Source organism: Pseudomonas sp. FG1 (assembly GCF_034313875.1).
In the GTDB taxonomy this organism is placed as follows: Bacteria; Pseudomonadota; Gammaproteobacteria; order Pseudomonadales; family Pseudomonadaceae; genus Aquipseudomonas; species Aquipseudomonas veronii.
The window spans coordinates 73,635-87,646 of sequence record NZ_JAVIWP010000003.1 but is presented as its reverse complement, the minus strand read 5'-3'; the positions used below and the strand labels follow the sequence as shown (position 1 = coordinate 87,646).

At 57.0% G+C, this 14,012-nt stretch carries 15 protein-coding genes; 11 read left to right on the top strand and 4 right to left on the bottom strand.

Annotated features, from left to right (window positions below; genetic code table 11):
• Positions 1 to 2: 2 nt before the first annotated feature.
• Positions 3 to 983, bottom strand: coding sequence for a ParM/StbA family protein (locus RGV59_RS31360; RefSeq protein WP_028621613.1), 981 nt, complete (start codon positions 981 to 983; stop codon positions 3 to 5).
• 260 nt (positions 984 to 1,243) lie between these two features.
• Here RGV59_RS31360 and mobI point away from each other — a divergent pair, with 260 nt between their 5' ends.
• Positions 1,244 to 1,738 carry a conjugative transfer protein MobI(A/C) gene (gene mobI, locus RGV59_RS31355; RefSeq protein WP_013100926.1) on the top strand — a complete coding sequence of 165 codons (495 nt, stop codon included), beginning with the start codon at positions 1,244 to 1,246 and terminating at the stop codon, positions 1,736 to 1,738.
• A gap of 782 nt (positions 1,739 to 2,520) precedes the next feature.
• Here the strand turns inward: mobI and RGV59_RS31350 are convergent.
• Entirely contained in the window at positions 2,521 to 2,781 is a 261-nt protein-coding gene (locus tag RGV59_RS31350) for a hypothetical protein (RefSeq protein ID WP_169870527.1), read from the bottom strand.
• Between the two features lie 555 nt (positions 2,782 to 3,336).
• Between RGV59_RS31350 and RGV59_RS31345 the strand changes: the two genes are divergently transcribed.
• From RGV59_RS31345 to RGV59_RS31300, 10 genes are all read left to right on the top strand, one after another.
• The gene (locus tag RGV59_RS31345) at positions 3,337 to 3,813 is read left to right on the top strand and encodes a hypothetical protein (RefSeq protein ID WP_028619965.1); all 477 of its coding nucleotides are present in this window, start codon (positions 3,337 to 3,339) and stop codon (positions 3,811 to 3,813) included.
• Positions 3,814 to 3,842: 29 nt separating this feature from the next.
• On the top strand, positions 3,843 to 4,544 hold the full coding sequence (locus RGV59_RS31340; RefSeq protein WP_013100929.1) for a DUF2786 domain-containing protein: 702 nt from the start codon (positions 3,843 to 3,845) through the stop codon (positions 4,542 to 4,544).
• Between the two features lie 373 nt (positions 4,545 to 4,917).
• The gene (locus RGV59_RS31335; protein WP_261754840.1) at positions 4,918 to 5,976 is read left to right on the top strand and encodes an RNA-guided endonuclease InsQ/TnpB family protein; all 1,059 of its coding nucleotides are present in this window, start codon (positions 4,918 to 4,920) and stop codon (positions 5,974 to 5,976) included.
• A gap of 64 nt (positions 5,977 to 6,040) precedes the next feature.
• Positions 6,041 to 6,670 carry a hypothetical protein gene (locus RGV59_RS31330; RefSeq protein WP_261754841.1) on the top strand — a complete coding sequence of 210 codons (630 nt, stop codon included), beginning with the start codon at positions 6,041 to 6,043 and terminating at the stop codon, positions 6,668 to 6,670.
• Between the two features lie 73 nt (positions 6,671 to 6,743).
• Positions 6,744 to 6,956 carry an exodeoxyribonuclease VII small subunit gene (locus RGV59_RS31325; RefSeq protein ID WP_011078018.1) on the top strand — a complete coding sequence of 71 codons (213 nt, stop codon included), beginning with the start codon at positions 6,744 to 6,746 and terminating at the stop codon, positions 6,954 to 6,956.
• On the top strand, positions 6,943 to 8,334 hold the full coding sequence (gene xseA / locus RGV59_RS31320; protein WP_261754842.1) for an exodeoxyribonuclease VII large subunit: 1,392 nt from the start codon (positions 6,943 to 6,945) through the stop codon (positions 8,332 to 8,334). The genes RGV59_RS31325 and xseA overlap by 14 nt, the downstream gene beginning before the upstream one ends.
• A gap of 2 nt (positions 8,335 to 8,336) precedes the next feature.
• A complete protein-coding gene (locus RGV59_RS31315) occupies positions 8,337 to 8,567 on the top strand; it encodes a hypothetical protein (protein WP_124097845.1) in 231 nt (76 codons plus the stop codon).
• Between the two features lie 105 nt (positions 8,568 to 8,672).
• Complete coding sequence (locus RGV59_RS31310; protein ID WP_261754843.1) at positions 8,673 to 10,613, top strand: AAA family ATPase; 1,941 nt, start codon at positions 8,673 to 8,675, stop codon at positions 10,611 to 10,613.
• A gap of 107 nt (positions 10,614 to 10,720) precedes the next feature.
• Positions 10,721 to 11,317 carry a hypothetical protein gene (locus tag RGV59_RS31305; RefSeq protein WP_155718476.1) on the top strand — a complete coding sequence of 199 codons (597 nt, stop codon included), beginning with the start codon at positions 10,721 to 10,723 and terminating at the stop codon, positions 11,315 to 11,317.
• A gap of 34 nt (positions 11,318 to 11,351) precedes the next feature.
• Positions 11,352 to 11,546, top strand: a complete 195-nt coding sequence (locus RGV59_RS31300) for a hypothetical protein (RefSeq protein WP_060765406.1) — start codon at positions 11,352 to 11,354, stop codon at positions 11,544 to 11,546.
• A gap of 324 nt (positions 11,547 to 11,870) precedes the next feature.
• Here the strand turns inward: RGV59_RS31300 and RGV59_RS31295 are convergent, their stop codons facing one another.
• Both RGV59_RS31295 and RGV59_RS31290 read right to left on the bottom strand, forming a co-directional pair.
• The gene (locus RGV59_RS31295) at positions 11,871 to 13,646 is read right to left on the bottom strand and encodes a phosphoadenosine phosphosulfate reductase family protein (protein ID WP_261754844.1); all 1,776 of its coding nucleotides are present in this window, start codon (positions 13,644 to 13,646) and stop codon (positions 11,871 to 11,873) included.
• Positions 13,647 to 13,769: 123 nt separating this feature from the next.
• Positions 13,770 to 13,934, bottom strand: coding sequence for a hypothetical protein (locus RGV59_RS31290; RefSeq protein ID WP_261754845.1), 165 nt, complete (start codon positions 13,932 to 13,934; stop codon positions 13,770 to 13,772).
• Between the last annotated feature and the right edge of the window lie 78 nt (positions 13,935 to 14,012).

Here is a 14,012-nt window from a genome sequence, read left to right as displayed (position 1 = left end):
AATTAAGAGCGTGCGATATGCCAGAAACCTTCGGCATTGCTTTTTACGCTGTTCACGGGCTTGACTACCAATGCATCGGGAAATTCTTTTCTGGCAAATGGCTCATACAATGAGGCTCCCCCGCCGCCGAGGATCACACAGTCGATAGCACGGCCCTTCAGGAATCGAAGTCCTTGCTTAATCTCAGTGAAAACGGATGGGATAACACGTTCGGCAGCACGCTCTAGATATTCTGCAAGTTCAACCTTGCGGCCATAAATCAGGATGTATGACTTACCCGACTGGAGCGCATGTTCAATCTTTTCTACGCCAGGAATACCGCCATGATCCTTCGCAATCTCTTCATTGCACGCTTCAAGTACAACAGACATAGCCTTGAGGCTGCTGCTGCTGGAGTTGACTACCAGCTCGCGATGGTCAAATACGACCCAATCAACACTGAAAAATCCCGGATCGATAATGATCGAAACTGACTCCTCAATAACTTCCGATGCATCTGAGTTGCAGTAGATCTCTGTCAGAGTCCCGATCGGCTGAGCAACAACCTCTACTCGCTTAACGGTAACCTCTCGCTTTGGCGTAATGCGATGCGTCCCAGTCATACGCTTTACTAGGGCTTCCACATAGGCCTTATCGCGAGCCTGCGAGACAGGAAGGCCAGTTACTAAGCAGTCAATCACGTCTTTATCACCCGCAGCATGCAGCAGAGCTCCCTTAAACAGGGCCTCATAGGCGTGCGAAGACGTGTAATCCTCGTGCAGTTCTCGTCCATCCTGAACACGGCCGGGCGCGGCAAATGCCACCCAGGGCGCTCCATCAACCTCCACGATTACTTCACCAGCGCGTAACCCAGAATCCCCAGGCAGAACGCTCAAGGGAGCGGCCTGCGAGGGGCGAATAATCGACTCCGGATGCCCATCCCCACTGCCAAAAACGCCAATCACGTTGCTGTAACCAATATCCAGACCTAAGGCGTTACCCATTCGAATGCCGCTCCCAGCAAAAAATGACAAAAGAAGTGCGTCAGATGACGACGCGAATGACCCCGCAGCACATGAAACCCCACATCCAAAGAATCCCAAGCGCTATATCTGCATCACCCGGTCACCAGATGACGACGCACCGTAATAATCAGCCTTCCTGAAAGCTTTGGGCTTCGTTTTCAGGACGTTTTAGCGTCTGAAAACGATCCACGCCTTCTCTGTCGACCCGCAAAATGCTCCCATCCACAAAGGAGCAACATATGAACTCACCCTCTGAAGCCCCCAAGCACCCAGCAGTAGCGGAGCTTGATCGCGTCTATTCCAGCCTTGTCGGCCGAGCGGAGGAGCTGCGCGACTCTTTCTTCCAGACAGCCCTTTCACTGCACGCAGGTAAGCCAGGGCACATACCGATCGTGATCCGTATCCGGCAATCCAGCCCGAATGCCGTCACCATCGAATGGGCGAAAGTCATTTTGCCGAGGCTCAAGGAAGGCGAAGCCAAGAAACCGCGGGTCATCCGGACAATCAACAAGGGTCAGGGAAGCAAGTATCCGGTCTCGTCGTTCTCATTCGTCAAGGAGCCCTTGAAGAACATCGTTCGGGCCTACGAAATCCAGCTCGCCGAGATCCGGGAAACGTGCTCGGTCATTCAGCGAGTCCGCCGTCAGCTTGTCCCTGCGGTGAAGAAAGCTGGCGTGGTTGACGGCTCGATTTCTGCGTTCATCACTCATGATTACCCCGCAACGTCCGACTAAGCGAGTCGCCTGGGAACTGTGCCGAAAAATGGTGGAGCCCAACAAAATCAAGGGCTCCGACCTACAACACCTCTTCACGACACCCCTTCACGACACCCTTCGACGATGACGACACCTCTTCACAGTACCGTTTGCTGCAAACTGACCCGGCTGAATAGCCGCGACGCCTTAGCGGGCGGGCGTTTCAGGCCAGCAACACCCCTTCACAACACCCCTTCACGACACCCCTTTGGCGATGACGACACCCCTTCGCGGCAACCATCTGACGTGGATATCGCTACACGCCCCGTTGCGCGGGCCTTTCAGAGTGGCGCGCATGAAACTAGCCCCAATGCGATTTTCTCTCTATGTGAGGTGAACCGTCAGACTCCCATAAGCAAGCGAGGTGGTGTGAGGGTGGTTTTCCTGAACCTGTGTCGCGAAGCGGGTGAAGGGGGTGTAACGGAAGTGAGCAAGCACCTGCGGGCAGGGAGAGGGCGGGCAGCGGATTCGGAGCGCACTAAATCCTTGGGATTGATTGCGATGGTGGGAGCATTGGCACAGCGCAAATTTGCGGGCTGGAGTAAGCAGCCAGGATTGAGAGGGAGTAAATCTCATGCTCGGGAGCGAACAACTGGAATTACTGCTTGGATCAATCGGCGCATTGAGTGCCGGGTTAGCAACCGCCTGGCTGACCTACTACGGATCGAGGTATGTACTCAGCGATGCGAAAACCGACTGCGCGAAACTGCGGGCGGCGATGAAAGCCTTGGCTGGCAAATCTGCGAGCGTAAGGGGAGGGCCTAGCGAATGATCTTCGCGAACCTGCCATACCTCGGAGCATGGACATCAGCAATCCACGGGATGATTTTCACTGGCATGTGCATTACCGGCATCGCTTGCTGCGTAAGCTTGTCGATCAAGTCAGCATTGGTTGTCACCAGCGTGATATCGAACATAAAGAGCCGGCGAAACACGGCAATGAACAGGCGGTGACATTTGGAGTTTAGAAAAAGAGATGGCGGCAGGTTATTCCCGCCGGTGCTACCAAACGGCGATTTCATAGGCGTTGCCCATGGGAGCCAACTCCGGCAGGTTCTTTTTTCAGTGCGGGATGACGGCCTGTACGGGGAGGGTGTATTTCTCCTATGGCACGAAATATCCGGCGTATCCATCACTGACGCCAAAGGATTCCAGATTCGGAGCGGAAAATATGCCAGCGGCGGAATTGGATTTTACGCAGGGGCATCTGCTCTGCTCGATTTGACTGGGGAAATCGTTACCCGGATAGATGGATACACTGTCGACTATTGCCTGATGAATCGCATCAGCTACGAGTCAAAACGGCAGGTGTAGGCCAGCTATTAGCAGTGAGTCTTCCTGTCTGCCCTGGGGTAAAGCCCTCGGAGGGACATTTGAAGAGTGGTTTATATGTGCAGAGGTTATTAGCAGTGAGGCGAGAATCCAGCAAGACGACTGGGCCTTAACCGTATTAGCAGTGAAGCGGCTCACTTCCATAAAATAGACATTGGTGGGTGTGGTAGATGCCCCCCTTGTGTCGCGAAGCGGATGAATGCGGGCCGTTACGGTGACCTACAAATTTACGGAGAAAATGTTTTATGTACGGAGTTAATGAGTTGATCGGGGCTGGCGGTAGTTTTTCTCTCGATGGATACAACCTACCTGGGGACGAGGAGTGGTCTGAGGAAATATTAGAGGTTCTGCATGCGGACATTCCTGGCAGTCATGATCTCCTAATTGCAATCGTGCTGACTCAAGAGTGTGCAAAGTTGCGTGAGCGAAGTTCTATGGCGATGGCTGTAGTGCTTAGTGAATACGAGTCAACGCTCGGGCAGGCTGATGCGTTGCGAGCAAGAACGTTTTTTACCGCAGCTATCACAGAGCTGAAGATGGTTCTTGATGAACTTAAAGATCATCCGCAATCAGAGCAGGAAAAAGTATTGTCGCGTTTGGGTGATTATTTCGGGGAGGGCGTCAAAAAGTTGGACACCTCGTTTGAAGGGATGGAGCAAGTATATTTGCTGAGCAACCCGAATACAGGGCGATATTGGATGTCGCTGAAGCGTCATGCTTAATAACGTGTCGCGAAGCGGAGGATTGGCTGGTGAGTGAGTGCGCAATTGCAGACATGGATAAGCGCGCTCGCGCACTAGGCAGAATCAAGAAATGTTTTGCGCTCGCAAAATCCAGCAACCCGCATGAGGCCGAAGCAGCAATGCGGCAAGCCCGCAAACTTATGGACAAGTTCAAGCTGGAAGTAGGCGATGTGCGTGCTACCCAGGCGGAAGAATTCTCCCTGCGGATCGGTAAAGCCAAAAGCGTTCCGCCACAATGGATTCGCATGTTGTCGATGACTGTCTCTAAGGCGTTTGGCTGTGTGAGTTTCTACAGCTATGGGCCTGACGGGCAGTCGCTGATTTTTATTGGAGAAATCGGTAGCGCTGAAATGTCGGCCTATGCGTATGAGGTGCTTATCCGGCAACTGAAAGACTCCAAGAGAAAATACCTCTCAGGGGTCAGCATTCAGGGCACAGTGCAAAGGCGCAGAGCGGGAGTGCTGTATGCAGAAGCGTGGATCATCGGCGTACATAAACGAGTAGAGGAATTTGCCGGCGTTACGGAAGAAGGGGAGCGGGCAATCCACGCTTATACCCAAAGACATTATCCTGGTGTTCCGATCACAAAGATGAAACGCCGAAAACTGGATATGGATGCGTACCGAGCGTACATTCAGGGCAAAATGGATGGTGAAAGCGTCTCTCTGCACAAACCTATGGGCCGTGACGAACACATGCTGTTGGAATGAGGTCGCGCCCAGGAATAAGTCCCGCTTGAGCGGGATTTTTTTCGTCCGAGGTTTGTCCCCTGAAAGTGGGGGTAAGCCTGTGGATAAAGTCCTGGCGTGGCGGTCTGGGAACGCTCCCCCGGCGATGCTCAAATTTCAACCAGCAGGGCGAAATTCGACATCACACTTGACGTTCGCAATCGAGACAGAGATATTCCCCTCGGCACACGGGTAGGTGCCTGCCGTCCACATTGGCAAAGCGAAAGCACTACCGACAAACCAACGGAACACCTATCCAGGCTGTGCGGAAAATCCCGGCGTTCAGCCCGTGAATGAATAGCGTGTGTAGCGCAGCGGCCCTTGGGTTATTCCGATTCTGTGGCACGCTATTGCCATGAAGCACACCAAAACCCTCCAAGTTCGCGTTCGAGACAAGCATGCGCCGCTGCTGCGGCAGATGGCACGCAGCGTGAATTTCGTCTGGAACTACCTGAACGAACTCAGCCATCGCTCAATCCGTGAGCGTGGGGTGTTTCTATCCGCCTTTGATCTGCATCCGTACACCAAGGGAGCAGGTAAGGAACTTGGCCTGCACAGCCAGACTCTGCAATGTGTCGCGGCTGAGTACGTCACCCGGCGCAAGCAGTTTCGTAAGAGGCGGCTGAACTGGCGCAAGTCTGGTGGTGCACGGCGGTCGCTGGGGTGGGTGCCGTTCAACACAGGGGCTGCCAGTTGGAAGAACGGCCAGGTGTTCCACAATGGCAACTGTTTCAAGGTCTGGGACAGCTACGGGTTAGGCCAGTACCGCTTCCGCTCCGGCAGCTTCAGCGAAGACGCTCGAGGCCGCTGGTACTTCAATGTCGTCGTCGAGCTGGATACCCAGCTATTGAATGGCCAAGGGGCAGTTGGCATCGACCTGGGCCTGAAGGACGTTGCCACCTGTAGCGACGGGCAGCGGCTGGAGAATGGCCGTTTCTACCGCGGCCTGGAGTCCAAGCTGGCCATTGCCCAGCGGGCCAGCAAGAAGGCTCGCGTGCGGGCGATCCACGCGAAGATCGCCAACCGGCGCAAGGATGCCTTGCACAAATTCAGCCGCTCGCTGGTCGAGCGCTGCAACACGATCATCGTGGGCGATGTCAGCCCGCAGAAACTCGTCAAAACCAAGATGGCCAAGTCGGTGCTCGATGCCGGCTGGGGTCAACTGAAAACGATGCTGGCCTACAAATGCGCGCACGCAGGCATCGTCTTCAGGGTAGTGAACGAGGCGTACACCACCCAAACCTGTAGCTGTTGCGGTGCATTGCCCGACAGCAGGCCGAGAGGTATCGCAGGGCTTGGAATAAGGGAATGGATCTGTGAGTGCGGTGTCACTCACGACCGCGACGTGAACGCGGCCAGAAACATTCTTGCGCTCGGGCATGAGCGTCCTGGAGAGGGAATCCCCGGCGGTTAAGCCGGGGCGGATGTCAAGGGTGCTCCGAAGTGGACACAGAGCATCAGCCTTTGGAGGCTGCCGTATGCAAAACCCAATCACACTCCGCGATATCGAAAACCTCAAAAAGCTCGCCAAACAGGCAAAGGCCCTTCACCCAGGACTGAGCCATGCGCAGCGCCTCAACCTGATGGCGCAGCATCATCTTCAAGCACGCAGCTATCACGAAGTTCGCAAGTGGATCGCTCGCTCGTTGGAGCAGCACTACGAGCGGAAGGACAGTGGCGTGGTCTACTGCAAGCTCTGCCGTTTTTCTTTCGTCCCCGGTGTAGTCGAGGACTCGACTACTCACGAGAAGCGTCACCTCAATTTTGAGGACGCTCTTTTCTCCCTCGGAGCGTTACCAGCTGCACATGCCACCCGAGAGCAAAGGAAACGCGAGGCGCATAACCTGATCCATTCCGCACCGTCCGCCGGCGAAGAATTGGCTGGAGTCGAGCAACTGGTCAACGCCTGGTATGACCGTTCGCTGGAATCCGCGATCGGCAATGGCGACTGGAAGAAACACCCGAGCCTTGCCGAGTATGCCGCGATGATCGTTCCAACCGTTGAGGCCTGGTTGCGGCAGAGCAGGGTGTTGTACCTGTCCAAATACGGCTGCAATCGGGGCGTGATCCCAGAGGGTCAGACAACGTGGGTTCAGCCTGAAGGCTGATAGGGTTGGGTCTTTTGGGGAAGCTGCGACAATTGGCACGTTGATTGATCTCATCTTCCCCAGGACTTCCCACATGAGCCGAGACACCTACGAAGCCAACATCGCCTTCATCGACCAGACGGTAAAGCGCCTGGAGCGCAATGAGGTGAGCATCGACGAGCTGGAGACCCTTGCTCGCGAATTTGCGGATGCACGTAAGTTCTGCGCCGACCGGCTTACCCGAATCGAGAGCGTTGTTCAGGCAACCTTGGGCGCTGAAGAGGGTCAGTCCGGTGAACGCACCTGATCCGGTTGAGCAGCACCTCACTCTCAGCGCATACCTTACCCAGATCCAAAAGGCTGTCCGTGCTGCGGTACCAGACAGCAGCTGGGTTGTTGCGGAACTCAGCGACTTCAAACGCCGCCCGAACGGCCACTGCTACATGGACATCTTGGAGTCGCGTGAGGGAGCCGAGGTCGCGAAAGCACGGTGCACCATGTTTGCGAACGTCGCCGGCAAGGTACTTGGTGAGTGGCAGCAGGCAACCGGAGGCCTGCCTCAAGCAGGAATGAACGTCCTGCTGAAAGTGAGGGCGGATTTTTCCCCTCAGTTTGGCTTCTCCCTGATGGTCACCGGCATCGACCCGAGCTACACGCTGGGTGACATGCAGGCCAAGATGCAGAAGATCATTGCCTCCCTGAAGGAGCGGCAGTGGTTCGACCTACAGCGGGGACTTCCCTCTCCAGGGGGGTTCTGGCGCGTTGCGGTTGTGGCTCCGCACGAGGCTGCTGGGCTGGCCGATTTTCGGCGTGATGCAGAGCAGTTGGCTGCGGCCGAGGTGTGCGGCTTCGAGTATTTCTCAGCGACGTTCCAGGGGCGTGATGCATCAGACAGCATCCGCTCTGCGTTGCGGACGGTTCATGAGCAACATCAACAGCAGCCATTCGACGCCGTATGCATCATCCGCGGGGGTGGGGCGAAAAGCGATCTGGCCTGGCTCAACGACGCGAACCTTGCGGCTTGGGTCTGCCGGTTGCCTGTTCCGGTATTCACCGGCATTGGGCACGAGATCGACGAATGCGTGCTTGACCTCGTGGCACACCGCCGGTTCGACACACCATCGAAGGTCATCGGGTTCATCAAAACAGCGCTCATGTCTGAGGCCTCAACTGCTCGGGCTCAGGTCGAGCGGGCCAACGGCATGATCTTGCGCCTGGTGTCTGGGCAAGCCCCGCATCTGGATCGCGCTTGGAGCACCTTCAGCCGGCGGGTGACCGAAACGCTCCATGGGGAGCATCGGCAACTGTTGCAACAGCAAAGCAGCCTCGACAAAGGCCGAGACCGCCTCCTCAGTCAACAGCGCATGGCCCTCCAGCTCGCGCAGGATCGATTTTCAAGGCTCGGGGCTGGTCTGTGTGTAGCTGAGCGCCAAAGGGGGCTGTTTGCCGCTTCGAGGGTGGCTTCCCTGAGTAGGGCGCTGATCGCCAAGGAAATTTCGCGCCTGGAGCTTGCATGCACGGTCTACGACAAGACAAATCCGCTTGCACTGCTCGGGAGAGGCTTTGCCTTAGTCCGTGGCCCTGGTGGGGAGATAATCAGCAGTGCCCAGCAGGCTCGCGATGCAGGCAAGCTGGATCTGGCCTTCGCCGATGGCCATGTCATCGCCGCAGTTGAGGATCGCTGAATATGGCTAGTCGCGGCCAACCTTACACTCCATGCAAGCTGTACATCGATGGCGCTGACGACCTGAGCGCTGGCGACTACATCCTCACTTCCGGTGGGTCGGCCTACCTGGTGCAGGCTACTCGGCCCAGCCCGAGCAAACCTGAGCGTCTGTATCTGGATTGCCTGCGCTGGCCACCCGATCAGATTCCCGAGGACGCCAGGTGCTACCAGCTCAACTGGTACCGGCGTTGAGAAAGTGTGACCTTCGGCTGGCCTGGCATACACTGGATAGCTGGGCCCGCCGCCGGCGATAGTGCTGGTGGCGGTCGACGATGTTCATTTCACCGAGATAAAAGTGTGAGCGACCCGGTTCTTTACATCCCACTGCTGGCTTCACAGGCCGACATCTTGGTTGATCCGAGTAGTTCTGCTCGTGTCCTACTGGGGCAGTGGGACGTGCCCCAAGTGGCTTCGGTGGCTGTCATCCAGAATCTACCGGCCCTGGACGGAAAGCCGAAAAGCGAAATGCTCGTTGAGAAGGCCCTGGCCGAGTTGATCTCAGTCGGAACGGAACTGAGCCAAACGCATCCACCTGGTACTTTTTCTAGCCTGATTGCTGGCCGATTTAAGCGAGAGTTGTTTGAGCGAGGGCTGGCGCTTATGCCTCGGCTGCGGCTGCGCTTCCTGGATGAGGAGACGCTGGATGCGAAGCAATTCCTGAATGGTGGCCACTGGGACTTCAACTTCTGTGCGGCGCACACCCAAAAGCTCAACCCGCTCAAGCATTCGTTCGAGACCCCATCAGGGAAAATAATTTCTCTGTCAAACCAGCAGAGCCGGACGTTTCGCGTTATCCACGCCGAACCTGATGAAAGCATCCATATCCAGGGCCTGGCTGGTACCGGCAAAACCCACATGATCGAACGCTTGGTGGACTCGCTTTCATCATGTCGACCACTCGTGCTGGCGTTCACCGCGGTGCAGCTCCAGGCCCTGATGCAGCGAATCGGAGCCGCGAACGTGAGAGGAATGACGTTCGGAGATCTCGCCAACTACGTGCTTGAACGAAGTGTCGGTTATTACAGGCCGGGCAAGCGGGCATCCGCTCGGCACCAGGTTACCCCGGAAGACATCGCTTCCCGGTTAGGCTTCGGGTCGATAAGTAGGCTCAGTCCGGCCCAAGTAGCCACGGCCTGCGCGAGGATGGTTGCCTCCTTTTGCAACAGCACTGACCTTGCCTTATCAGAGCAGCACATCCCCAAAGGGCTTACCCTCGATGCCGTAGATCGCTTGGTGCTGGTAGGGTATGCGCAAAGGCTGTGGGACCAGACCATAGAACCAACCGATCAGCGCCTTCAGCTCCCGCTTCGCGGCTATCACCGAATCAAGCACATGACCCTTCTTCATGAGGCGGTCATAGGGCTGGAATTCACCCACATCATTGTCGATGAAGCTCACGACCTGAGCTGGCCACTCTCGGTATTTCTCGACCGCTGTACCCAGCCCGTGATTACCCTGGGTGACGCATGCCAGCGCCTGGATGGGAGCTACTACCAACGGGCTAGCACACTCCGCAAGCACGAGATCACCCACTCCATTCGCGCCGGCCGGCAGATCGAGGGAGTCATAAACCCCCTCATCGACAAACACCCGATACTGAAATTGGCTTCGCTCGAGGGCAACAACGGCATCGAGACAAAGGTTGTCTACTACGACAAGCCAGAGGTTCCCTCCGGGGCCGTGACGATACTGGTTGATTCCGAGTGGGGATTATTCGAATGGTTTCAGCGCCTGGGGAGCGCTGGCGCGACTTTCAGCTTGCTACCTGGAGCAATCAACACCTTCCGCCGGTTCATTCTCGATTGCATTGGCCTGTTCCATGATCAGGTGCGGCCAACCCACAGCGCGCTCTTCAGGTACACCCACTGGGATGATCTCCGGGCGGACATGGGCAGCAAAAATAGTAGCTTTCAGCGCATCGACCGGATGCTCAGTAAGGGCTATAGCTCATCAGAGTTCGAGGCATCGTTACTCAACCTCGATGCGTCAGGGACAGCCCCACTACAGCTCGGCCGGGTCATGGACGCACGCAATTCAGAGATCGACGCTGTGATGCTCGCACCAGACTTGCTCAGTCAGGTAGGGCCTGGTGACCGCATTGCAGCGAGCAGGGCTTTTGCAGCCCTTTACACGGGGGGATCGAGAGCTCGTCACCAGCTCATCGTCCCTGGTTATCTCCGGGACTGGGCGTCTGATATGTCCACGGCGGCGAAAGCTCAGCCTACTCCATCCCCCTGAAGCCCCCGCCGGCGACCTGGACAGCAGATTGGCCTGGGTCGTACAGGGGCATATCTTCCAAATCCGAGGGAAACGTTTTCTGACCGCTTTGCGACCTGATTACGGCCTTGCTGGCGCTGACGGCGTGGAATAATCGGTCGAAATCAGCGATCAAGGGTTCCCCTCCAATGAATGCTCTATCGAAAGGCCTGCTCGGGTTAGGGGCTATGCCCATCACGCTGCTGGGCTCATTTGCTGTGTTTCCGGTTTTCGATGCGCCCAGCCAGGGAAACTGGATAGTCGCCGGTACCGTCGCTGCTGCTGGCGCTCTCGGGGCCTGGTTTCTTGAATGGACGGAGCGGAAAGTGGTGGCGAATCGCGTCGTCATCGACCTGAAGCCGAATCAGGTGATCGTCAACGGTGTGTCGATCGACTGCGCGTTTTCCTCCATGACTCATTTCTTCAGGAGCCGCGATACGCTTGCCGAGGCTGTTCGTCTCGCCGTCAACGAGGCCATGCTCAAACAGGAGAAATTCCTTGTCGCTCGAAAATCGGCGCTCATCAGGATCTGGCCGGGGAGCTTTCAGGTAACCGACTTCGAGCTGGAGGCGTTATCCGCGGCCATGGGTGCCGAGTTCATCTCACCGGCGTTTGAGCTGATGGGGCAACCGATGGCTCCGCAGGAAAGCCGCAACCTTCCCAGTGCACCGGCAGTGAATCCCTGAGCACACAACACCTTTCGGACGGAGAAGTCGAACAGTGGCCATCAACGAAGAAATTCAGGCGGTACTAAGCAACCCAGGAACCAGTGACTGGCTGAAGAGCAGTTTGGAGAAGGCGATCCACCGCGATTGCGTGGATGCGGCCAATGATGCCGAGCTGCTGCACGACCTGCTGAATCGGCGGTGCGATGCAGTTCTGAACGCCGCAGCCGGGCACGCCATCCCTCGCTGAGAGGGATGGTCAATTACAACAGAATGCCGGGTACTCGCTGGCGATCCATCGACTCGGCTTTCGAGGCAGGTACCAACTCCTGACAGTGCCACCCATCAGCGAGCTGGATGCAACCCGGCGCGATCATCGCAGCCGACCTCACCCCGGCAGGCACCGCCTGGTTTTGTATCGGCGCGCTTGTACAGCCACTGGTGAGAATTGCGAGCAGAGCGAGTAGCAGAGCCTGGCGCGGCATGGGATGTATCCTCTGGGTTGAGTTCGAGCCGAATCATGCCGCTCGGAACGAGAATCCCAAGCTGACCAATGCGTAGCCGAGCGGAACGGTCAGAACAGATCGATCTGACCCAGTGAGCTACCACCCAGGCGGGCAATCAGCGCAGCGCGGTCATGCAGGATGGGCTGAAGATCGCTTCTGAAAATCTGGTTGGACATCCGCATCATCCGATCCCAGTCGCCATGGTCGCCCTTGTAGATCGCGATGGTTCCCAACCCCATCAGGTAATGCAGCCCCGCAGTCGGAGACTGGTCGAAGGTCACGCGGGACAGGGCGTTATCCAGCTCGAAGTTCACGAACAGCTCTGCACCTTCGCGATCGATCTCGAATCCGCTGCTGGTCACCACGTCCATGACCACCATGCCACTGCGTGTTGTGGTCAGGAACTCAGCATCGGCAGCAGCATGGGAAATACTGCGCAGGCCGTTGAACATTCCCTGGTACTGATCATCACAGAACGGCACCTCGACCTCGGGGTAGCGCAGGTCTGCCTCGGTGTACTTTGGCAGCGCCGCGATGTCTGGGATCTCATAGCGAACACCTTGCTCGTAGACCTCCAGGAACACCCTCATTGCGGTAAACGGCTTCTGGTATCCATACCGGCCCCAAAGCGCCTCGACCGCCAGCAGTTGCTGGATATCCAGGAGCGTGAAGCGCGGTTTGATACCGGCTTGCTGGGCGGCGTCAAACTCGTCGAGCTGGATCGTGAGCATGATTCCCAACAGCTCTTTGGTGAATGCCGGCGAGTAGGAATTCGGAGCGATTTTTATCGTCCCCGTTTCCTTATCAATCGTGCGCGCCAGCCAGCATCGAGCGCTCGGATCGAAGTGGCGGGCCTTGATGTAGTTCCGCAAGTCGTTCAGGGGCTTGAGCCAGTCGTACTCGCCGCCTTCCTTGGCAATCATGCTCTCGGCCGACGAGTCTCGAGAGACGCGCGTACATGACCAGCAGCCTGTCCGATGGCCACACGCGGGGCGTTCGGATTGTTTCCCTGCCAGGTAGACGTTCACCATGCAGTCCCCGCCATTCATGTCGCGGTAGATCTCAACCAGCTGATTAAAGCGGTCGTAGCACTCAATCCGACCGGCTATCACCTGGCCGATGTAGCTGAACACGTCCATGGTGGTCATTTCAGCGATTGGGCTGAGTACCCAGTCGTGCCCGCCAGCGCCGGCGGCGAGGTTCACAGCTTCAAAGGCGCTCTCGCCGCGCTCAGACATTTTCCGCTCGCGCTGCACAGACTCATCGAACCGGGTACCGATCAGCGAAACGATATCGTCATCAGCACACTTGCGGCCGAGGCGAGCCGCGACATCCCTGAGGATTGCCTTCTTCACTCGCTTCAGTGGATCTGCTTTGGTCATTTGCTGGCATTTGGCGTTGGAGCCAACGCTGGCGATGATGCGCCCACCGACCAAGCTAACCAGGTAGTCATTGCTCAGGCCCGGCTTCGCTACCCACACCTTCAACTCGATGCCGGCAGCCTTCGCGTAGGCCTGCATTTGCTGCATCTGGCTCTGGTTGTAGCAGTGGATCACCGGGTTTTCCATGCGGGTGTCGGAGTGCATGACGTTCAAGGTCGGCACCGCGAAACCTTCGGTGGCCAGCTCGCGAATTGCAGTGAACGCGATGTTCAGCGTAACGCTTGAGTCCTTGCCGCCACTCCACGCCACAACAGGCTGCTTGCCGGCCCGCACGACGCGCTTCACAGCGTCGACCGCCCCGGCAATCTTCTCGGCCAGGGTCTTCTCAGGCCCACGAACAACATTGGCAGGCATCTCCTGGACGCCAGCGGAAGAGAACAGATCGACATCGAACAGCTGCATGACAAGCTCCGTGCTTGAATCCGGCTCCTCACTGGAGCTGATGGATTCAAGGTACGGCAGGCATCGGAAATCCCAAGGAACTGAGGTCGGCTTCGGTTCAGGAGAAATCCGCGGAGGAGTTTTTTAAACCGATCCGCAGCCTTCGGTTACGAATGCTCCAGCTGGCAACTGCCAGGCTTTGCCCTCTGGCGTGAATATCGGCAGTACGTACTCGCGCTGGCGCGCCTGGGCAAGTGCGTCCAGATCGGTGATATCGAACGCTTCCGCTGTGGCCGACAGATCCACCACGTTGATTTTCTGCCGGCTGATAGTGCACCCAAACTCGTCCTCGTAACCGGCTATCGGGGTAACCCGCTCAGGGAAGTA

Coding starts and splice junctions, on each gene's coding strand:
- RGV59_RS31345 (WP_028619965.1), top strand. CDS start 3,337: ATGTACGGAGTTAATGAGTTGATCGGGGCTGGCGGTAGTTTTTCTCTC.
- RGV59_RS31330 (WP_261754841.1), top strand. CDS start 6,041: ATGCAAAACCCAATCACACTCCGCGATATCGAAAACCTCAAAAAGCTC.
- RGV59_RS31335 (WP_261754840.1), top strand. CDS start 4,918: ATGAAGCACACCAAAACCCTCCAAGTTCGCGTTCGAGACAAGCATGCG.
- mobI (WP_013100926.1), top strand. CDS start 1,244: ATGAACTCACCCTCTGAAGCCCCCAAGCACCCAGCAGTAGCGGAGCTT.
- RGV59_RS31315 (WP_124097845.1), top strand. CDS start 8,337: ATGGCTAGTCGCGGCCAACCTTACACTCCATGCAAGCTGTACATCGAT.
- RGV59_RS31295 (WP_261754844.1), bottom strand. CDS start 13,646: ATGCAGCTGTTCGATGTCGATCTGTTCTCTTCCGCTGGCGTCCAGGAG.
- RGV59_RS31350 (WP_169870527.1), bottom strand. CDS start 2,781: ATGAAATCGCCGTTTGGTAGCACCGGCGGGAATAACCTGCCGCCATCT.
- RGV59_RS31360 (WP_028621613.1), bottom strand. CDS start 983: ATGGGTAACGCCTTAGGTCTGGATATTGGTTACAGCAACGTGATTGGC.
- RGV59_RS31325 (WP_011078018.1), top strand. CDS start 6,744: ATGAGCCGAGACACCTACGAAGCCAACATCGCCTTCATCGACCAGACG.